The organism is Gracilibacillus phocaeensis (assembly GCF_900626275.1).
Classification (GTDB): Bacteria; Bacillota; Bacilli; order Bacillales; family Amphibacillaceae; genus Gracilibacillus; species Gracilibacillus timonensis.
Genome location: NZ_LR131142.1, coordinates 134,207 through 156,461, shown reverse-complemented (window position 1 = coordinate 156,461; position 22,255 = coordinate 134,207). Strand labels below are relative to the sequence as shown.

Annotated in this window: 15 protein-coding genes; 4 read left to right on the top strand and 11 right to left on the bottom strand. The window is 35.6% G+C overall.

Annotated features, from left to right (window positions below):
• Positions 1 to 351: 351 nt before the first annotated feature.
• From E0E32_RS03030 to E0E32_RS03020, 3 genes are all read right to left on the bottom strand, one after another.
• The gene (locus E0E32_RS03030) at positions 352 to 1,992 is read right to left on the bottom strand and encodes an alpha-L-fucosidase (RefSeq protein ID WP_165444935.1); all 1,641 of its coding nucleotides are present in this window, start codon (positions 1,990 to 1,992) and stop codon (positions 352 to 354) included.
• A 296-nt stretch (positions 1,993 to 2,288) separates the two neighbouring features.
• On the bottom strand, positions 2,289 to 2,465 hold the full coding sequence (locus tag E0E32_RS03025) for a winged helix-turn-helix transcriptional regulator (protein WP_078060181.1): 177 nt from the start codon (positions 2,463 to 2,465) through the stop codon (positions 2,289 to 2,291).
• Between the two features lie 185 nt (positions 2,466 to 2,650).
• Positions 2,651 to 3,643 (bottom strand): virulence RhuM family protein, encoded by a 993-nt coding sequence (locus tag E0E32_RS03020; protein WP_066195584.1) that lies wholly within the window; start codon positions 3,641 to 3,643, stop codon positions 2,651 to 2,653.
• Between the two features lie 620 nt (positions 3,644 to 4,263).
• Here E0E32_RS03020 and E0E32_RS22015 point away from each other — a divergent pair.
• A complete protein-coding gene (locus tag E0E32_RS22015; protein ID WP_161485730.1) occupies positions 4,264 to 4,434 on the top strand; it encodes a hypothetical protein in 171 nt (56 codons plus the stop codon).
• 302 nt (positions 4,435 to 4,736) lie between these two features.
• Here the strand turns inward: E0E32_RS22015 and E0E32_RS03015 are convergent, their stop codons facing one another.
• The 5 genes from E0E32_RS03015 to E0E32_RS02995 all read right to left on the bottom strand — a co-directional run bounded on the left by E0E32_RS03015 (position 4,737) and on the right by E0E32_RS02995 (position 11,456).
• Positions 4,737 to 5,663: a glycoside hydrolase family 43 protein gene (locus E0E32_RS03015; protein WP_130858919.1), complete on the bottom strand. Its 927-nt coding sequence runs from the start codon at positions 5,661 to 5,663 to the stop codon at positions 4,737 to 4,739.
• Between the two features lie 475 nt (positions 5,664 to 6,138).
• Positions 6,139 to 6,960 (bottom strand): carbohydrate ABC transporter permease, encoded by an 822-nt coding sequence (locus tag E0E32_RS03010; protein ID WP_130858918.1) that lies wholly within the window; start codon positions 6,958 to 6,960, stop codon positions 6,139 to 6,141.
• A 70-nt stretch (positions 6,961 to 7,030) separates the two neighbouring features.
• Positions 7,031 to 7,924 carry a carbohydrate ABC transporter permease gene (locus E0E32_RS03005; protein WP_165444934.1) on the bottom strand — a complete coding sequence of 298 codons (894 nt, stop codon included), beginning with the start codon at positions 7,922 to 7,924 and terminating at the stop codon, positions 7,031 to 7,033.
• 109 nt (positions 7,925 to 8,033) lie between these two features.
• Positions 8,034 to 9,362 carry an ABC transporter substrate-binding protein gene (locus tag E0E32_RS03000; RefSeq protein WP_130858916.1) on the bottom strand — a complete coding sequence of 443 codons (1,329 nt, stop codon included), beginning with the start codon at positions 9,360 to 9,362 and terminating at the stop codon, positions 8,034 to 8,036.
• An 87-nt stretch (positions 9,363 to 9,449) separates the two neighbouring features.
• The gene (locus E0E32_RS02995) at positions 9,450 to 11,456 is read right to left on the bottom strand and encodes an alpha-amylase family protein (RefSeq protein ID WP_130858915.1); all 2,007 of its coding nucleotides are present in this window, start codon (positions 11,454 to 11,456) and stop codon (positions 9,450 to 9,452) included.
• A gap of 326 nt (positions 11,457 to 11,782) precedes the next feature.
• On the opposite strand from E0E32_RS02995, the gene E0E32_RS02990 reads away from it, so the two are divergent.
• Positions 11,783 to 12,160, top strand: a complete 378-nt coding sequence (locus tag E0E32_RS02990; RefSeq protein ID WP_130858914.1) for a helix-turn-helix domain-containing protein — start codon at positions 11,783 to 11,785, stop codon at positions 12,158 to 12,160.
• A gap of 226 nt (positions 12,161 to 12,386) precedes the next feature.
• Positions 12,387 to 12,869: a DUF2975 domain-containing protein gene (locus E0E32_RS02985; protein ID WP_130858913.1), complete on the top strand. Its 483-nt coding sequence runs from the start codon at positions 12,387 to 12,389 to the stop codon at positions 12,867 to 12,869.
• A 527-nt stretch (positions 12,870 to 13,396) separates the two neighbouring features.
• Here E0E32_RS02985 and E0E32_RS02980 read toward each other — a convergent pair.
• Entirely contained in the window at positions 13,397 to 14,305 is a 909-nt protein-coding gene (locus E0E32_RS02980) for a LysR family transcriptional regulator (RefSeq protein WP_130858912.1), read from the bottom strand.
• A gap of 143 nt (positions 14,306 to 14,448) precedes the next feature.
• On the opposite strand from E0E32_RS02980, the gene E0E32_RS02975 reads away from it, so the two are divergent.
• Positions 14,449 to 15,456, top strand: a complete 1,008-nt coding sequence (locus E0E32_RS02975; RefSeq protein WP_130858911.1) for an alpha/beta fold hydrolase — start codon at positions 14,449 to 14,451, stop codon at positions 15,454 to 15,456.
• Between the two features lie 696 nt (positions 15,457 to 16,152).
• Here E0E32_RS02975 and E0E32_RS02970 read toward each other — a convergent pair.
• Positions 16,153 to 16,434 (bottom strand): hypothetical protein, encoded by a 282-nt coding sequence (locus E0E32_RS02970; RefSeq protein WP_130858910.1) that lies wholly within the window; start codon positions 16,432 to 16,434, stop codon positions 16,153 to 16,155.
• A 9-nt stretch (positions 16,435 to 16,443) separates the two neighbouring features.
• On the bottom strand, positions 16,444 to 22,218 hold the full coding sequence (locus E0E32_RS02965) for an NACHT domain-containing protein (protein WP_165444933.1): 5,775 nt from the start codon (positions 22,216 to 22,218) through the stop codon (positions 16,444 to 16,446).
• Positions 22,219 to 22,255 lie beyond the last annotated feature (37 nt).

Below are 22,255 nucleotides of genomic sequence, written 5' to 3'. Positions count from 1 at the left end.
GCGACATTGAAACTACTTGGCTAACTTCAAATGGGTATCATACCTTGAAAAAGGATTCAATTGTCCTTATCCAAACATTGGATTATCCCTCACAGAGAGAATAAAGGTCGTTGATTTCTTTCATGCTTCTTTTCGCCTTATTGCACACGATTGAGATTTTGTTTCCCTCGCTATCCTTACCTTCTTTTAATTGTAACTATTTACGGCCACTTGTATTTTACCACCCTTGCCATTTAAAAAGGAGACTGAGATGCTTTATTTAATGCAGTGAACCAACAATTAGAAATACAGATTACCCTTGTTTATTGCCTTATGCATGTTTGATTAAGTATTTGAAAGTTGAGTAATAGATTAATATTTCATTTTAACCCCTGTTAAAACTAAACCTAATGGCTCCTCTGGATAACCAGGCTCTGCCAATGTGATGTTTAAAGGGACAATTTCATGCGCATTCACGGAAAATAATCCGATGTCACCTTCTACCAGTTGTTTGCCTGTCACCACTTTAGTCTCATTACCAAGTTCGATCTGGTAGGTTGTTTCCTTCTTTTGCACTTCACCTTGTACCTCTAACCATACACATCCCGCCTTTTCTGTAACGATAAACGCCGTATGACGTATCGTTGTTTCTCGGAGTGTATTATAATTTCCACGATCCGCAAAGCCGTATCCCATATAGATATCTGTTAATGCAATGGACCAGACACCATTTTCATCTGCCTCCACCGTTTTTTCTGGTATCATTCGCAATTCCTCTGCCAATTCAACCTTGATAACGGTTTGTATATCATCGATCGGTTGATCTGGACACTGAATAGTAAGATTATTGTCTTCTAAGCTCCATTCCAACGGATTAGAAGAGCCATCTTCTACTACTTGTATGATATCCGTTGCCAATCCAGGTAGTGTGATGACACCATCCTTTGGTCTATTTATCACATGGAGAAATAAATCAGTTCCATTCACGGTCACTTCTCCCCAAGCTTGTCCTCCAAATTTAGTAGCTGATGCCCCTAAGATTGCTTGAGGGTGTCGATTGATCCATTCGCCAATGGTCAGCAGTACATCTTGTTCGAACGATACAACCGCCCCATCGCCACGCGGGCCGATATTTAATAAATAATTGCCCCCACGAGCTCGAACACTAGTTAATCCAGCAATCAAATCACGCACTTTTCCGGAAAAATCATGACGTTCCTGCCATTTGCGATAACCCCATGTTTCATGATAGATCGAGGCTGGCGTTTGCCACGGGGCATCTAATGTATTAAATGGAACTTGATTATCAGCCAATGTACGAAAATCACCTTTGTTATTCCAAATCCTACTATTAACAGCCGCTTCTGGCTGAAGTTCATGAACCATACTAGAAAATTTTATACTCTGCTCTAATGTCGGGCTGGACATATCAAACCACACTTCTGCAATCGGTCCATAATTAGTCATTAATTCACGTAATTGCTGTTCAATCACCTGCTCCATGGATACCGGAATCGGGTTATTGTTATTATCATCAAATGCATGCCCTTGGTGCCAATCCACAAGAGAGAAATAAACACCGAATTTCAAATCTTGCTTGTGGCATTCTTCAGCTAATTGTTTAAGCGGATCTTGACCATATGGTGTCTGCTTTACAATATTATAATCTGTGGTATCGGTATCAAACATGGCAAAACCATCATGATGTTTACTAGTAATCACGATGTAATGCATACCCGTGTCTTTTGCCAATTGACAGATTGCCTTTGGATCGAATTGATCTGCTGTAAATTGTTTTGCCACTTCCACATACTCTGTTTCAGGAATTTGATCCCACATTTGGATTTGTTCACTGTATCCAATCTTGACAGGTTTTCCATTTCGTTCCCCTCCAAATGCCGAATAAAGCCCCCAATGAATAAACATCCCAAATTGCAGGCGCTGCCATGCTGCAAGTGTTTCATTCATGTTCACGTCTATTTTTCCTGAAATACCTTTCATTGTTTTTGTCATATTGATCATCCTTTCTTTTGTACTATTCTACCGTAAAGAGGCTCGCTATTGTTATTTTTTATGAGAATAGTTGTAGATTTATATTTTTGTGCTACGTGCATTTCTTCAAAATCATCACTTTTATACATCTAACTTCACATCATCCTATATCGTTTGAAAAATTAGATGTTTGTTTCTTTATACATTAGCAGTTCTTCTTTTCTATATTTCCTTGAAGTCCCTATTTTGCCCCTATTTGTCCCTATTTTTGTCCCATTAGTCTTCTTGGCCTTTAGGGTGAAATTCTAATTATGTCCCTATTTGTCCCTATTCCCTTGGTCATAGGTATATTTAGTTCCCGCTCCTCTTCCTACCACTTTCACACCATCATGTTCTAATTCTTTGATCAAGCGTTGTACTTGTTTACGGTTCATACCTGTTAATTGTCTTATTTCTTTGTTAGTTAAACTTCGATCTGTTTTTAGTATTGACAGTACACGTTGTTTCCGTGTCTAACCTTTGCTAGTAGGGTAAAATGCTAAATTCTGGATGTAAATACCCGATCCCATTCTTATCAATGGATTATTACCTGCAATGTATCGTTCTAATTCATACAGCGCAACTGATATAGCATAAGTTTCAGCATCCTTGTGAGAATAATCCGTATTACTTGTAAGAATCATTTTAAATCATTATTCTCAACAAATACATCAAAATCATTAAATCTATCTTCCTCTACACGCCGCTGATTATACTTTTCGTATTCTGCACTTGCCAATTGATCGGCCACCTCTTTTGCTATTTTCCCCGCATTTTGAAGTATCTCTTGTTCATCAAACTCCAAAAAAGCGTCCAGTCTTGTTTTCCAATCTACCATATACATTGGTTTTTTTCTTTCTGCTTGATCTTCTGCATAGTCTAAATATCTAGTAACCATTCGATTTAATGCTTTCAGTTCCTTTTCATTCAAATAATTTTTGGCTGTCGTTACATCATTCTTGCGTACCCCGTCGCCTTTCCATGATGTTAAACCCATATTTTTATTTTTTGCATTTGCTCTACTCGCAATCAGCTCTGCTACTGTTTGACCATGTATAGCAAAGTGGAGTTTATTCTGTACAGTTGCAAAAAACTCTTGTGTGATTTTAGCTTTACTATCATAATCTATAGAGGTAGCATAAATGTCCGCAATTTTTTGATAAAATCTTTTTTCTGAAGCTCGAATATCGCGAATTCGTTCAAGCAGTTCATCGAAGTAGTCTTCTCCCAAATTCCGTATTTCTTTCAATCGTTCATCATCCATTGTAAAACCTTTAACAAGATACTCATTCAAGCGCTCCGTAGCCCATTGGCGAAATTGGGTACCACGGTGTGAACGAACTCGATAGCCGATTGCAATAACCATTTCTAAATTGTAATGTTTTGTCTGTCTCTGGACTTGTCTTGAGGCTTCATTTTGAACTTGTAAGTAATACTTACAAGTTGCTGTTTCCTGTAATTCTGCTTCTTTATAAATGTTTTTTATATGAAGTGTAATATTCTGTGGAGAGGTTTGATATAATTCTGCTATAGCCTTTTGCGTCATCCAAACTGTTTCATTTTCTAATCTAACATCTATTTTTGTGTTCCCTGCTTCTGTTTGATAGATTAAAATGTTGGTTTCATTTTGCATCTTATTCACCCCTGTATGTCATTTTTGTAGTGCTTTTTTCGTTAACTTTTATTCAAAATTTGTCACGTATTTTAAGCCTTATCTGAGTACTATTATTATACCATTTATCAGCCATTAATTAAATAAAAATAAGAATGTTTGTTCCCGACAATGCTTCTTCTGATTTTAGTACTCACGAGTGTTATATAATTGATCGTGGCAATACATACCGCATAACCGTGTTATAATGGCTCAAAGAAAAAAGTAGCCTGAATCATTTTGAAAAAGCTTATTTCATCGTATACCGAGCGAAAGGAATGTTTGGATCAATGAAAGTCAATGAATTAAGAGAAACACTGAAATGCCGGAAGAAAGATGAACTTAAGAAGTTGATTGTAGAAATGTATAAGACCATTCCGAAGAAAGTAAGGACATCGATCGATTAATCGATGATCCAGAGACGTTTAAGAAGGAAAGAAAAAATACAAAGCAGACGCCAAAACAGGTGGCTTTTCCTATTCTTGAGCAGGAGGTACAACAATTTATAAAAGATACTCATGCCCAAAACTATGTCGCTCCGAATCGAATAATTCCGAAAAAGGAATCTCTTTTACCAGCGACCCAAAATATGAAGAAGGCAAGTGGTAATTGCTCCAGATAAATGGATTTCTGATTCCTTGGAACTTGCCATCAATAACGACACTGATATGTATACATCAACGGATATGCTGCTGGAAGAATTGGCGGATACGATCAAAAATTGGAAAGATGAGAGAATCAGCAAAATACAAAGTAATCAACGATATAAATAGCCTAGTAAGGATTATTTTTATGACCCAGAGTGTGCTTGGCAAATATTGAACCAAGAGATACGTTGAAGAAGACTTATGATTATATAAGGCGGGAAAAGGTGTTTCCTGAGAGGATGGGTTATTGATGATGGAATGCCCTAGTAATCAGTTTCATTCCGCTTTTGGATAAAATAGTAATGCTAGTACACTCTCGATGGCATACTTTCTCATAAGGACACCTCTTCTGTAGTTTAGTTGCGCGCTAACTCCATTCTACAAACAAGGTGTCCTTTTTTGAGATTATTCGTTAATCAACACTCGTGTTAATTCCCTAATTTACGTTCCGATACTCCTTCAAATGTCATTTCTACCGGTTGAATAGTCCCGTCATCATTAAAGTAAAGACGATCAATACATACTTCTCTATGGTTAATATCCGTTTCTGACAATGGTCTTCTATGATAGATAATATACCATTCATCTTGACCAGGTATTTGAATCATCCCATGATGACCCGCTCCTGTTGCAACATTTGAATTTTGCTTGAGAATTTTTCCTACCCTTTTGAATGGGCCGAGTGGGGACTTTGCAATAGCATATGCCACCGAATAATCTGGACCGCCCCACCCTCCTTCCGACCACATGAAGTAATATCGGTTTTGCCGTTTTATCATACAAGGCCCTTCCACGAACAAATCAGGAGTAATCTCTTTGTAAACCAATCCATCATCAAAAACGTCAAGACTGATCATATCTTTGTTTAATTTAACTACATTACAATGGCCCCATCCTCCATAATATAAATAAGCAACACCGTCATTATCTATAAAAATGTGTGGATCAATAGGCTGTGCTCCATGATGAATTTCGCCAATCAATGGTTGACCAAGTGCATCTTTAAATGGTCCTTGAGGGTGATCAGCAACCGCTACACCTATCCCTCCAGCCTCATTATTACTTTGTATATCGTTAGCTGCAAAATAATAATAATATTTTCCATCTTTTTCTATAGGTGACGGTGCCCACATTGCTTTTTCTGCCCAAGGGATATCTTTCATTTCCAGTATTCTTTCTGCTTTGTTCCAATCCATTAAATTTTCCGAATAAAAAGCGTCAAAAAAAGTTTGTTCTTCATACGGCGCCGAATAGGTTGGATAAATCCAATAGAGATTATCAAAAATTCGTGCCTCAGGATCTGCATACCATCCAGGTATAACCGGATTCCCTGATGTTGGTTTACTATTATTCATTGTGAATTCCCTCCCATTGTTGATTAAAAAACTTATTAATTTTGTTTACGTAATATGACTAGTATAATAAATTCTTATGGTTATCACACACTTAACGTATATCTTCAAACTATGACACGCTATTATAAAGATAGTAAGGTTATAGTATTTGCAGTCATTGGCTATAATTCTAGTGAACACTATAGAACTAACTGCTCGCCCTTAAGCATGGCACCGCAACAGTACAAAAATACTTCCAATTAGCCAGATAATATCTGGGCTTTTTCGTTAACTTTTGTGCCCTTGAATGATAGGTGCTTAGACATAGCCTATTTGAGTACTTCTTTCTATATAAAATTAAAAGAGACTAGACGAATCTAGTCTCCTTAGGTGTAGTCCGAAGACATCCACCGCTATTCCCTGTTTATAATATACAACTGGTGCGCAAAACATGCAATTAGTAGTTTTGTCCGCCAATAGTTATGTAATTATACACTCACCCTTTCACAGATCCACTTATCAACCCATCTTCAATCTTACTTTGGAAGAAGATATAAAGAATAATCACAGGGATTGTTGTTAGACTGATTCCTGCCAGTGCCGCTCCATAATCATTACTTCGTTCACCAAAGAATTGCAATAATCCTGTAGCTATGGTTCCTAAATTCCTTTCTGAAATAAAAATTAAAGGAAATAGTAAATTATTCCACACCTGAATAAAATTAAAAATAGACACGCTGAATATAGCTGGCTTTGCTAAAGGTAAAATCAACTTAAGGAATATCTGAAAAATAGAAGCACCATCTATAAATGCTGACTCTTCAATTTCTGTTGGAATACTTGAAATATATCCCGTCAGTATTAGGATAGTTATAGGGATACTAAATGCTGTAAACAGCATGATAAGCATGGGATAATTGTTCATGATTCCTAACTTTCCAAAGATATACGCTAACGGGATGATAACAGCCTGAATGGGAATCATCATACCCGCTACGAAGAATAAATACATCATTCCTTTTAATTTAAATTGAAATTTGGATAACACATAACTTGCCAGCGCACCTACGAAAGCCGTTATGATTAATGTAAACGCAGCTAGAATAATAGTATTGAAAAAATACCTGCCAATATTCCCTTCATTCCATGCTGTTACATAGTTTTCCCATTTTAACGTTTCTGGCAGACTCATAAATGAACTAAATAATTCTAGCGACCCTTTAAATGAGCTTAATAATGAGAAAACAAATGGATAGATATTGATTAATGCTAATATAATAAATACTACTATTCCTGCTTTTTTAGCTACTTTTAACATTCCTGCTCCTCCTAGATAGATCTTTTTAAACGAAATTCAATTCTGAAAAATCGTGAAACCATAAGCTAAATTAATACTCTACTGTTTGCTGTCTGTTTAAGAGTTTCAAACTAATAACAGATACAGTAATACTAAGCACTAATATAACTGTAGCGATAGCACTTCCCATGCCATAATTGTCGTATCTAAATGCCTCATTATACATTAATAAAGCTGGAACCATTGTTGAACCCTCTGCCCCACCTGATGGTGTCAAAATATATATATGGTCAAATATTTTTAGAACACCCGTTATCACCATAATGACGGATATTTTTACCGAACTTGATAAGAGCGGTAAAGTAATATATCTGATTTTCTTGAGTCCAACGGCACCATCAAGTTCAGCAGCTTCCAAAATACTGCCGGGAATAGCCGTTAATCCAGTCAGACAAATCAGCATATAATACCCTACACTAGTCCATGCGGTAACTATAATGACGGAGGCTAAAGCAGTATTTGTATCGACAAGCCAATTATGGGCAGAATCTAATACCCCTATATTCATCAGCAGGTTGTTTAATACTCCTTGATCCGTTGGAAAATAAATAAAATACCATAGTAAAGATACAGCTGTAAGTGACATAATCATTGGAACAAAAAAAGCTGCTTTAAAGAATTTTTTCCCTTTTGTAAAATTGAAAATAGTAAATCCTAAGGCAAATCCAATAGGAATCTGCAATAAGAGGCTTGCTATGACATAGATGGTTATATTCCCTAAGCTTTTTAAAAACATGGGATCCCGAAACATGTCAATATAATTATCCAGCCCAACAAACTCTAATGGAACAGACTGAATTCCCGGCCACTGATTAAAGGAAAAATAGATAGACATAACGGAGGGTATGAACTCAAAAATGCCATAAATCAATAAGGCAGGTAATAAGAACAAAAATATCACTTTTCGATTTTTTCTAATGTTCATCATCTTCATCATCCTTTATTGCAAAATATTAACTGACTGCATTATCATAAATAGAGTCTCACCTGCATAAAGCAGGTGGACTCAGATAAATCTATTTCATGACCTTCATTTATTCGCTATCCAATGAATCCTGAATTCTCTGGGCTGTTTCTTCAGGAGAAGCACTCAGCATCATATCTAATATTGCATTTCTAGATGTATTGACTAAGGAAGCTGACGGACTGTAATCAAAGTATTCTCCCCCTGTTTCTGACAATGTATTGGTGAAATCAATCATATCCTTAAAAATTTGTGGTGCTTCAGAAGATGGCTCAATGTCCTTGTATGGAGAAACTCGCATAACATCCATTCGTTCTTGAATGGCTTCGTTGGTTGTTAAATACTTAACGAATTTAATAGCTGCTTCTTCCTCCGCTTCATCCATCGTTCCACTTAATAATAAATTGGAAGTATACACGACATGCGTATCCTCATATTCTGATTTATCCGAAAAGTACGGAAAAGGGAAGAAACTAAAATCTTCTTTAAACTCTGATTCAGAAGAGTGGATGCTTTCTGAAATAACTGGACTGGAATGAGAGATCATCGCCGCCTCTCCCGTTAAAAACTGGTTCATCTGCGTATTGAAATCCATACCTTCAAAACCTTCTGCAAAAGCTTCTTTGTCTTTTAATTCTTTAGTTATTCTTAATGCCTCCACTACATCAGGATCTGTCCATTTCTTTTCACCGATTCCTAGCTGTGTTACACCATCGATTCCAATTTGCTTGTACAATATATTATTAAATATGTGTCCCATTACCCATGTCGCTTTCCCTCCAACGCCTATTGGAGTAATGTCGGCACTATTTAATTTATCCATTGCCTCATAGAATTCGTCCATGGTTTTAGGTTCTTCTGTAATCCCAGCTTGCTCAAATAATTTCTTATTATAGAAAATAGCATCTACATTTAACTCATTAGGGATGCCATAAATTCCTTCTACACCATAATCATCTAATCGGTAGGTCTCCAATGCTCCATCGATAAAGCGGGATGACCATTCCTCATCATTCGCTAATATATCTTCCACATTCAAGATTACGTCATTCTCTGCCCATTCTTTTAATCCAGCAATGCCAGGATAGTAAAAAACACTAGGTGTATCGCCAGTAGATATGGAGACTTTTAGCTTGTTATTGTATGCCGATTCTTCAAATACAGAGTCATTCTGCACCTCTATATCTGGATTTTTCTTCATAAATTCATCTATTTGCTTTTCATATACTTCTGCCATCGGATCTGCGCCGCTGTTACGACTCATAAATACAACTGTTGTTTTTTCGTCTGCTGAATCACCTGAATTGGAACCATCTCCATTTGAATTATCATTGGAACCGCATGCAGCAATGGTTAGTAATATAACTGTACTAAGTAACAATCGTAATAACATTTTCATTTTGATCAGTAACCCCCTGATATAATTTGTATTAAACGTTTTATTCCTTATCCTTTGAAATTTATATCGCTTTCAAATTACAAAAAGCTATGCTGAATAGCTGATCTCAATCAATTGATGTCCTAAAATCTTAGGCACGGTGAAGCTTATTTTATTTTCGTTTATTGTGAAATCTAAATCTATATTCTCTGGCTGGCATTTAATAGATGTTACCTCGTTGGACACAGATAATTGAATCTTTGTATCGTATAAAGGGATAACCGTATCAACAATTTCCAGTGTCTCACTTTTCTTCTCAGGAATATAATGTAATAAGTGCAGTACGTCTCTATTATTATCTTGTTGCTGCATTATATTGGTAGTTAACGTCGTTGGACCATTATGTGATACTAGTTGGTTAGGCAACAGTAGTTCCAAAGCATTCTTCACAAATGTTCGAACCCATGGGGTTGCATTATACCGGTATTGCGAGAACAAAGGATGAATAAAATAGATCGTTTGATCAGTAGCTACAATTGCTGGATAACCTTCCTCGCCAGACGATGGAGAGTGTAAATGCGAACTGAAATGTTCCCATGTTCTATTAAACACTGGTTTTATCGTCTTTTCTAAAACCTTTGCTTCCGGTTTCGCTTCCACCAGCGAACCTTGCATATACATCACGTGTTCACTCGGATATAATCCCTTGCCTATTTCACCAGTTGGAATAATAAAGTCAGGACTGTATGGTGCATGTCCTTGATAGTTAACACCTAATTTGTCCAGCATGAACATTGATTTTTCTTTGTTAAGTCCTGCTTCATAGGTAGCTAGCAGCTTTCCCCCATTCGCTAGAAATCGTTCTATTTTTTCCTTTAATTTATCATCTATGGGGATTACATCAGGTAATACCAGAACTTTATATTTTGCAAAATCGGCGGCACTGTCAATGAAATCGTACTGATAAGACAACTCCTGTAGTATACGAGCAACGCCCTCTGTTGCTTTAGGTATATCTCCAATTTCTACATCAACAAATTCTTCTTCTAAAAACACACCGATTTCCACGTTAGGTGTAACATTTACACACCAAGGTTCTTTCTCTTCTATTTCGTTGAATACTTCCCCTATTTGCTGGTACATATAAGGATTCAATTTCCCGCCTGGCTCTAATTGATCACCGATAATACAGCTTGCACCATTAGAAATCATGGAAAAACATTCAAATGCTAATGCTTCTTTATTACGAAAGGAATGATAATCTCCCCATTCTGTATGGAATCTCCCTGTCATACCAAAACAAGGATTGCAAAAATTGCGATTATATTTCACTGAGATCGGGAAGTCCATGTATCCCCATTCACCGCCTGGCAAAGATTCTATGGCATAGTAGGTATAATAATCCTTCACTTCTTTTTCAGTAATACCTACGTGTCCTTTATTAAAGGTGACATTCAACTTAGGATCGATAGACCAAATGAAGTCAGATAGATCTTTTACCCAGTCGTGATATGTCATTACAGCGAATTTTTGTCTATCATTTTTATTGCTTGGATTAAGTTTTTGCTGTTTCATTTTTTTGATGCAGCATGGGCAGCAGCACTCTACAATAAAGGCGGCATCAAACCATACACCCTCAGCAGGTATACCACGAATAGCTTCTCCAAATTGTTTCTTCACATAATCTCGGTACGCCGTATTCATACATAAATTTTTATAAAAACCTGCTTCAAAATATTTTTTTCCTTTAAAATCATCTAACTCACCATTTTCGTTGATACATACCCATTCTGGATGCTCATCGGCAATTAATTTATCCCAACAAATGGTTGTATACAAGTTCACATCAATACCTTTTCTATGACAGGATGCTACTTGCTGCTCCAAGAAGTTCCTATCCTTTAAATGTGGATGAACATGTTCAGGAAATAACTTTGAATCATAATAAAGTCTTCCATGATGACACCTAGTAAATAACGTTATGGAATTGACTTTACTCTTTTCTAAAGTGTCTGCAAATTCATCAGGATCAAATTGGACACCCATATCCTCTATCCATTCGCTAGTATGAAAATCTAGATGAATATGTCTTGATTTTAATTTATTGCGTTCCATTTTCTTATGATCATCTCCTCATAATTATTTAATTTCAATGAATCCGATTACAAATGAAATTTCACACACACTATAAAGTAATCCCTCTCTATGTACCCATGTTTGCGGTGATCCTCCTTTCGATAGATCAAGCGATTTTCTAGCAGCCCATTTTGCAAACTTAAAATTGCACGAAAATTAATCACCCCACTTTTTGTTGTATTAAAATCATTATAGTTTATATTTTGTAAACTGTAAATAAATAAGTTTATGATTTGTAAATTTATGAGTTTTAAAGACTAGCTGCTTGTATAATTTGTTGTAGTAAGAAGAGAAGGAGCTAGATTATGTTCAAATTCAACGAACGATTGCGATATATTCGAGAGGAAACTGGGTTCGAACAAAAAGAAGTAGGAAAACGATTAAATATGACAAAGAGTGGCTACAATCATTATGAATCTGGCAGAAATCAACCTTCTATAGAAACTATTATTAAAATAGCGGATATACTAGAAATCTCCACTGATTATTTACTTGGCAGGATTGATACACCATACCTTCCCGGAAATTATACTATTAACGATGATTTATCATTAAATGAGGCAGAAATGTTAGTCGTAAAGGAAATGAAAAAATCATTGATGGATAAGATTAGTGATCAGCCCGTAGATAAAGTGAAGCGTTTGGAGGAATATTGGGATTTTATTGAGAGTAAGCATGAGTAAGGCCCTAGTGAGGATTTCACTAGGGTTTTGTTTGGATCGTTTATGATTCAAAATTATATAAAACATCCCTCTACCAATACTCAAACAACAACAAATGATAATTTTAACTATTCTTATCGGAATCAAGTTAACAACGCTAACACATTATTAATCAATATTTATTTATTGTTATTCGATAAATAATGTGCTAAAGTGATTATATCATTAAATTAGCGGGGTGCTTTACATGAATGTAAAACTAGGTTCCACTTTTTTCTTAAAGGTCATTGCTATTCTTATTGGAATTGCGGTGCTTATGTTATGTGTATATTGGTTTCCTGCAGCAGCCAGAAGTGATGCGATAGAGCGCCCAGGTGATTATTCGCTGTATCCACTTTTGGCATGTGGATATGGAATCTGTATAGCGTTTTCTGTAGTTTTATATCAAGTATTTAAACTTTTAACCTATATCGAAAAGAACAATATTTTTTCTGAGTTATCTCTTCAATCTTTAAAGCTAATAAAAAAATGTGCTTTCGCTGTCATTTTCTTCATTTTGTTAGCAATAGTTTATTTAAGGGTGCTTGCTCAATTCACAGGTGATGACTCGGCAGGTCCGATATCACTAGGTCTAATGGGAATTTTAGCAACAAGCGTCTTCATAGCTCTTGTGAACGTTCTTCAAAAACCTTTAAAAAGTATCTTAGAAGAGCAGCCAAAAAACGATTAACATTTTGAAAAAAGAATGAGGGATGGCATTTGCCTTACAATCTTTTTTACCACCAAATGTGGAGAGTTTTACCACCTTTTGCGGTAGGCTTTACCAATTCAACACATCCTGTATACTTAATGTGCATGCCAAGCAGCATGATATTGGTAATAAGCACGCATATTAAGTATACAAAGATATTAAATTAAATCAAAGTGGTAAACAACTTGTCGTTTGCTAGTATGATTATGCCATTCAATTGATCCAGTTCTGCCATCTTTTTGACCCACAGGTGACCAAAAACTGATCCACATATGACAATAGTGATCCATCCAACTGAAGAATAAGCACTTATCAACCACAGTGTTAACTGCCTTTGCCCTTTACCGCCGTGCCAATTCTTAGTGAATGCTGGAAGAGGACGGGGCCCCGCCGGTAAAGGTCCGTGGTACGCTATTGAGGCGGATAAAGCCATAAAAGGATTGTTTTTTGCTATCCCCTAATAGTTGCGAATCAAAGATCAAAGAACTTGTAGTTGAAGAAGTTTTCTAAACGGTTTTACTCCCATCCTCTATAGCGATAACCTCCCTTACTACTTCTATGAAAGATGATATGATTGGTGAAAGCCACTTTTCTTTATGCCAAGCCATATGAGTATATACTTGTAAATCTGAAAGTTGCCATGGAAGAGCAACAAGATCACCGCGTTCAACTTCTGCTTCCACTGTGATTTCAGGAAGAAAGGCAATGCCGATTCCCGAAATGGCACATTGTTTAATGGCTTCGGCATTTTGAAACTCCAAATAAGTAATACTATCAATGCCCTTTTTCTCAAATGATCGATCAAACATGGTTCGATAGGGACAGCCTTTTTCATTCACCAGTAATACTTCTTCGTGAAAATCTTCCTGATGCAATACAGATTTTTTCGCAAGCGGATGGTCAGGTGCAACAAACAAGCGGAAAGTTTCTTCCAGTAATGGTTCTACAGCAAGTCTTGTTGAAAGGATGGTTTCATCCAGCATAAAGACGACATCCGCGGTACCATCAAAGAGTGTTTGTTTGAGTTTCTGATTTGGAACGGAACGAAAAATAAGTCGAACCCCTGGATAGCGGGAACGAAATAGCTTAAAGACAACAGGAAGGCGATAGGCACAAAGAACCTCGTTGGCACTTATTGTAAGGGTGCCACTAATATCTTCGTTGTCATGAACGGCATGGCGAGCTTCATCTAATTTGTTTATAACACTTTGGATATGAGTTAAAAAGCGTTTACCCGCGGTGGTGAGAGCGAGCTGCTTGCCTAAGCGGTCAAAAAGAGGAACACCAAGCTCCTCCTCCAATGCTTTGATTTGCATCGTAACGTTGGAAGGGACGTAGTTCAGCGCGTCCGCAGCCCGACTAAAATTTAAAGTGGAAGCAACAGTGCGAAACGTTTCCAGTTGGCGCAATTCCATTATCTTTTCCTCCCTTTTTATTTTCAATATTATTGAATGCTACTTTTAATTTTGTTCACTTTTATTGATAGTATCATGGGTTTATACTTAGTACAAGAAATGCATTTTAGATGTGTTTCATTTTTAAAGGAGGCGACCATACAATGGATTATGATATTTTTGATTTGGGTGACGTAACCTTACAATCAGGAGTAACGTTACCGAATGCATTTCTTGCATATAAGACTTATGGAGAATTGAATGAAAAGAAGGATAATGTGATCGTCTATCCAACTGCTTTTGGTGATCAACACGTTCAAAATGAATGGCTGATTGGAAACGGGATGGCACTAGATCCGAGAGAATATTTCATTATCGTTCCAAATTTGCTGGGAAACGGGCTATCTTCGTCTCCTAGTAATACTCCTGCTCCATTCGACAAGGCTAATTTCCCTCAAGTAACCATCTATGATAACGTCAAATTACAGCATCGACTGGTGACCGAAAAATTCGGTATTCAAAAGATCGCTCTGGTAGTTGGATGGTCAATGGGAGGTGTTCAATCATTCCAATGGGGGGCAAGCTATCCCGACATGGTGGAACGAATTGCTCCTTTCTGCGGAGGCGCAAAGACTTGGCCACAAACGTATATAGTTCTAGGTGGAATGAAAGCTGCGCTAATGGCTGCAATTGGTTTCGATTCAAGTAAATTAAACCAGTTGACATCTGCAGACATGCGCGCTGTTGGTCATGTCTATGCAGGATGGGGCTTATCTCAAACTTTTTACAAAGAGGAGCTTTATCGTGAGATGGGCTATGATTCATTGGAAAAATTTGTGGCTGGAGTTTGGGAAGATAGCTTTATGAGGATGGATCCACACAATGTCCTAGCCATGTTATGGACTGGACAAAATGGAGATATTAGTGCAAATCCCGTCTATAACGGAGATTTCGATAAGGCGCTTAGAAGCATTAAAGCAATTGCCAACGTCATGCCAGGAAACACGGATCTTTTCTGCACTGCGGATGATAACGAATACGAGGCTAAACATATCCCTCATGCTGTTTTTAATCCTATCGATTCAATCTGGGGCCATTTTGCCGGCCGCGGAATCAACAGTGCTGATAATAAATTTATTGATGACAACTTGAAGCGCTTATTGGAAAGTTGAATTTGCTTTAGAAGAAACCATTTTGATTAAAAGATCAGCATTAAACAAAGGAAAATGGTTTTTTGAACATAGCAAACTAAGTATTAGAAAACAGTTGAGTATGGCATTCAATATGTACCAGCCTTGCAATCTTTTTTGCCACTAAATGCGGAGAGTTTTACCACCTGTTGCTGAAGTCTTTACCACTGAAGAATAAGCACTTACCAACCACAGTGTTAACTGCTTGCCTTTGACCGTCGTGCCACTTCTTAGTGATCGCTGAAAGGGGACGGGGCCCCGTCAGCGGAACTTAGAAGTGATTGTCCGTGGTACGCTATTTGAGCGGATGAAGCCCTAAAGGCTGCTTTTTTTCGATCCGCCATTAAACCACTACCACAGACACAAACAAGGTCAAGGGTGGTGGAATCGTTGCTATATTATGAATGAACAGCTAGTTCCACTGTATTGCCTTGTCTCTTTATGTGTGGTGGTAAAGAATTCCGCAAAAGGTGGTAAAAAAGATTGCACAAGTGGTAAAATTCGTCCGCCGTACTCAGGAAAGGACTTTTGAGATATTCCACTAGATTCCTTAACTAATTGGATACGAACAATATCTACTCTTTTAGCTGGGTGCTTTTGTTTCCTATTGCTCTGTCGATTTTTCTTCGGTTCATACATTTTCCTCCTTAAAATATAAAAACCTCTATTTCATATTTACTACAAATCTAGTTCCATTTGCTCTGTTACTCTTCTCTTACTTTTAATACCTTTATATTCTGATTCTATGACACGATTCTCATTCATTCCATTTACTCTAACCGCTGCAAGAACCTCAGACCAAGAATTAAAATACAGATTATAAAAATCCTCAGGTATTTCTGGATATCTTAGTAATGCTTCTTCTTCATGATGAACTGAAAGATAGAGTGTTAAAGTACCTTGAGTGAATGGGAACTTACACACTTTATTTGACAAACCCGTTTTTTCTTGCAAATTCATCTCTAAGTTCTATGTTTCTAACTTTATAGTGAATCGCTTTGCTTCTCTATCAAATAGCTTATATATTTCATCATACACAACTCTTTTAACTTTAACTTCTGAGCCAATCATATAAGGGACTCGATAACTTCCCGTATCAATATCATCAAAACAAACTTCCCATTTAGAATACTTCACCACTACCTCACCAGTTCTATCTATGCCAACTATTCCCTCACCATTATCTGTAATCTTAATTCCGAGAACATCCAGAATATCTCCCCTAATACTTAGATAATCATATGGTCTGAATGTTAAATAAATATCCTCATGAATCTTAAGGTCAGAAGCAATTAATAGTGGAACTCTTTTCAGATCATCAATTTTCCCAAGTGCATAGTTTTCATCATATAGCTTGTATTCTGCTTTGAGTTTCAGTAAAGGAACAACTTCCTCTTCACTTGTGAATCCTACACCAGAAATGATGATTGTTGAATCTGTATTCTCTCCAAAATTATTCTTATGTCTTTCTCTTTTACTATACCAACGTTCATAGTACGCTAATGAAATCCACTCTTGGGAATATACATCATTTATCGAATCATTAATTTCTTCAGGCATAGCAATATCCGATGGACGAGGAATAATTGAATTACAATTGGAAATTATATACTCTATATCATCAATCAATATTTCATTCATTTCTTCTTCAACCATACTAAAGAATGGGTGTCCTAAGAATCCATTGATAAATGCTTCTACTTCACGACTCATATGTTTCATTAATATATCGTAAAAATAAACATTTGCTACAAGAACGCTATATGACCTGTTGTATATGAAATCTTGAAGATTTTTTCGTGTATCCTTATCGGTTATTTCAAGAAAATAATTCTTAGCAATATTACCAATATCAACGCCTCTATCCTTTAGCAAAGCAAATCTGTTATCCGACTCAATTAATATTCCTATGAAATAATTAATATTGTCATCTCCACCATCATATGAGTGAACATACTCTTTATAATTTCTTTCACTTTTATGACCAGTAATGTTCCTAATCAAGTAGTCTACAGTACCATAACCAGTGGGGTAAACACTTAGTATGTCATTTATTAAAGTGTTTTCATGCAACTCTTCTTTAGTAAACCATCTTCTAATAAGCCATAATAAAACAATTAATGAGTAGTCAATAAACAGATCCATCTTTTCAATATAACGCTTGAAAGGCTTTATGAAACATTTACGATACTCTGGCTGCTCTAACATTTTGTCCAATGAAGAAATAATCCACCTATAACGATTTGCTTCACCATACTTTAGACGGGTAAGTAATAGAAACATTGCTTTTTCTATAGAAGAGAGTTCTTTGGACTTTTCAACTATTTCCTCAGAGTTGTAATCATATTGTCCTGAAAGTCTAAAATTAATTATCTCAAACAACGATTCCCAATACCGGATTATCAATTCACCATCATATCCAACTGCTGTTAAGGCATTTATTATTTCATCGCCTACTGCCAGATTATAGTCAACCGAATAAAGATTATTATAGAAATACTCAAAAAAATGCTCCTCAGCAACCTCTCTATTATATTCTACTGCTTTTATATAATACGCTGTTTCAGTTAACCTATGATACCAACCATCTTTGTGATTCAGAAATATCGATACATAAATATAAGCCATAACTCCTGAATCTAAAGATAAAGCATCAACAACTCTAAGTATTCTTTCTCTATTTTTATCATCGCTTCTTCTGTCATATGTGTGCTTTATTAAATTACTAATAAACATTTTTGAGTCATTGTTCAACTCATCAATTGACTGCAAGTATATATATAGTCCTTGAATCTCACTTTCCTTTATTCCAAAGTTCACAATATACTCAAGTATTTTCTCAAAAGACATTACATCAAAACTTGAATGCCTAACATGTTTATCATCACTAATTTTGTTTGCTCTATCACTATCATAATTTCTATTTGAATTACGATCTAATTTAATTTTAGAATTAAATTCTACGTTCAATTCCTTACATAGTCCTTTTATCTCCTCATAATCATCTTCATAGATTCCATTTGGATATCTATTCAGTAATTCTCTCATGGAGAGTCTAGCCAATTTTATTTGAGAGTTGGTAATTAGAACTCGTATGTTGTTTAAGTAACTACGAATACTACTAGAACTCACTTGATTAGGTCTCGTCTTGAAAAGAGCATTTTCTATCAGTGGGTCTACTTCACTATTCATAATTTCTAAAAGACTATCTAAACTTTCTTCCATAGTCCAATAGTTCGGGGAGTCCAATAGTTCATAACTCAGATGTGTTAGAGCAATGTCTTTGTCAGTTCTAGCCAAAACTTCGAACCATTCTTTTTGGTAAGTATTGGTGCTCCTACCGTCAGTATGATATACAACAGCATCAGCCAGTGGCTTAAGCCTTAAGATATTCTTAATGCCAGTTTCCTCATCAATTTTATAAATGCTTTCAACACTATCAATCAGCCGACTTAGTGTACGATCCTTTCTAAATGAATAAGACAATAGATACTCTACACCTCTTCGGAATTCATCTTTTGCTCTGTCTAACCGTCCACTCTTTGCAAGGATAATCGCGTGTTTCAAACTATAATCAGCCAAATAAGAATAAAATCTACGTTTATCCTCATCGCCTATTTTGTCTTCAAATATTTCCGTTAAAACTGCACAGTTTGTATCATTTGCTATTTCTAAGAACAGGTCGAAGAGTTTGTACGTTGGTAATGGGCCACCTGTAGAACCACTTAGCGTAGTCATAGTTTCACTTGACATCTCAGCAATCAAACCAAGTATTGTGCGCCATGTAGTTTCATTTGAAACAAATTCAAGCGGGAATAATATTGACCCAAATATAATTGTCTCATAATTGTACAAATCGCAAGTACGAGGCTTGCCCTTGAAACATTCCATATCCTTGGTCAACAATGAATATGCTTCTATTAGTCTAGAATCTTCAATCGACTCAGTTTTCCTTGCTTCAACAATTACCTTATTCACTTCATTCACATATATGAGCCAATTATAATACCAGTTTTTATTTTCAATAGATTTAACAAACTCATTTAATTTATCTGAATGGTTTGTAATAATCCATTCAATGTTACTAAAATAGTAATCTAGCGCAATTAAAGTATCATCAGAGTATGAATCAGAGTGTAATAATTTTTCAAGTGCAGTATCAAGATATTGTTCATCAATTTCATATTCATCCAAAAATATATCTATACTTATTATCCAATGTTCTTGTTCTTGAAGCTGATTTACCAGTTCTTTTAATTCTTCAAATAGTCCCCTTCTTGAATATTCAGTTATTATTACCTCTCTTTGATCAAATGCACCTTCAACTGCAACTTTTTCAATCTTATCGAGCATGTTTCGGCCAGTATCTAAACATGCACAAATAAAGTATTTATACTCTTCTAATCGATCATCATGACTCTTTCGTTCTACTTGATTAGATTTATTTGATTCTATGAGTAACTTGATATACTCGTCCCATTCAGGAATGACGTTGTTTTCAGAACAGAGATAACAGACTTTTAACCCTTCAGTGCGACTTAGTGCGTTTCGTCCTTCGTAGACTAAAATGTTTTTAAGTTTTTCAAATCCATTAATAAGACCTAATCCAAGATAATAAGCTTGCGAATTTTCATCAAATGAATATTCTAGACCGTAAATCATATTGCTCAATTCAGTACATATAATTAGGGCACCATAATCTTTAACCATACAAGAAGTCTTCATTAAAATCTCAAAATTGCTTTTAAGCGAATTAATGTTATTGCCATTAAAAACACTGTCAACAACAAATTCCTTGTTGCAGTATTCTAGAATTTCATCATATCGTTTTGACTCAAAGAGAAGTACAAATAAATTAAGATACGACTTTCTATCTTCATAGAAGCCTCTATTTTTCAACCAGTCTATCAAGTATGAATAAATGGCTTTATCTATACTAACTTCATTTTTTTCTAGTAATTCAAGAACATATCTCCTAAAACTCTCATGATAAATTATATAACCACCAGAACAACTATTGTAAGATAATATACTTCTAATAACCTCTAAACTTTCAGAAACATATGCACCTAAATAAGTAATCTCTTTAAGTTCAGATTCTGTTAATGGAAATGGAGAACCAGCCAAGATTTGTGGCACTCTTTGACTTTCAGAGAGTTTTGTCATTAAGAATGAATAGTAATTTTCCAAATTGTTATTATAAGTTGGGAATCCTTCAATCAATTCTCTTGTTATCATAACATGACTGTAATTAGATAATTCGTTCACCAAATAAGTTAAATACAGTGGATTCCCTGAACTTTTTTCAATCAATAAATCTGATAACATGCACTGAAAATCCAGTTCAACATCTGTTAGTCCATTATTAGTAATAAACTCTTTTACATCACCAATGTCCCAAGGCTTTACTGAAAATTCCTTAAAATCATGATCGCATAAGTTAATAACCTCAGTAACTGGCTGTGATGCTAAAACAACTTTTACGTTGTCAGGAAACACCAAACGTGAGATTACTTTCACAATTTCAGTGTCAATTTGTTTCATTGTTTCTTTATGAAAACTATATATTCTACCAATGTGATCTAAGCCATCGACAATTAATACTACTTCTTCTTGTATATGATTAATTAAAACCTGTAATTCATCAAAATCCACACCATATTTGGAAGACTTACATGACTCAAGATATGGAAATGAATCAATAATGTCATTAATTAAATTCGCTAAAAAGACATTTATAGTTATTCTTTCTTTTTCATATAGGTCATCTATTCCTGTATAACAATAATGCTGAACAACTTTAATATCTTGATCATCAAGAAAGTCTATAAAGTTTTGAATGAACCAAGACTTTCCTGATCCTGGTTCTCCAAGTAGACCTACTTTATTGTTTATAAATACAAACTCTTTGAATTCATAATATTTTGTTGAATTCAGTACATTAATACCTCTATCAATTTTAAAACTCTGCTCAATGTTTCCGTAACTTTTCATCAGACCGAGGTCAAAAATCACTTTAGTTAGCTCAATGACTTCTCCTCTCGCACGCAGGCCTTTAATGATATGCATCAAATGCATGGCGACGTCAACTACTGATTTCTTATCATTTGGAAATTTCCCAACACCAAAGAGCCTTAAGCTCTTTATAACCAAATTCTCTAAGTCGCCGGGATTAGCAAAATCTGTGCTTGATTTCGGAAGATTCACTTCAATAGTTAAATCATTAATAAAGTTCTCAAATTCACATCTATTAATCTCCGTGGATTTCCCTCTTAATCGTCGCCATGACAAAATAGGAATTCCATCTGAAGGCCATATATTCTCAAGGTCAATCTTTAGCACCTTAACATTATCACTTTGATAAAGATTAGTTGTATCTTGTTCTACCAAAAAATCAAAGTCTTGGGAATCCTTGAGTAGTTCCCATGCCAAACAAAGCCTAATGTCAATATTCTTGTCTTGAGGCAGCTCTTGCCATGATCTAAATAATGTATCTAGGGCTAAATCATAATTTCCAGAAGACAAATCTGCTTTCTCAAATATTTTACTATCACTATACTTAATCTGTCTCTTCATTATTGAATCATTTGTAATAATTGTCAGATCATCAAACTTATCAATTTCTGATTCCTTCTGATCAATCTTAAAGGTGGCACTTTCATCAGTTAATAACATATTTATAATATGATATGCCGTAAATAAATCTTGATATTCATATCCTTTATGCGCATCTAATAAACTCACAACTCCACCCTCCATCAAAATTCTACACTTCTGCCTA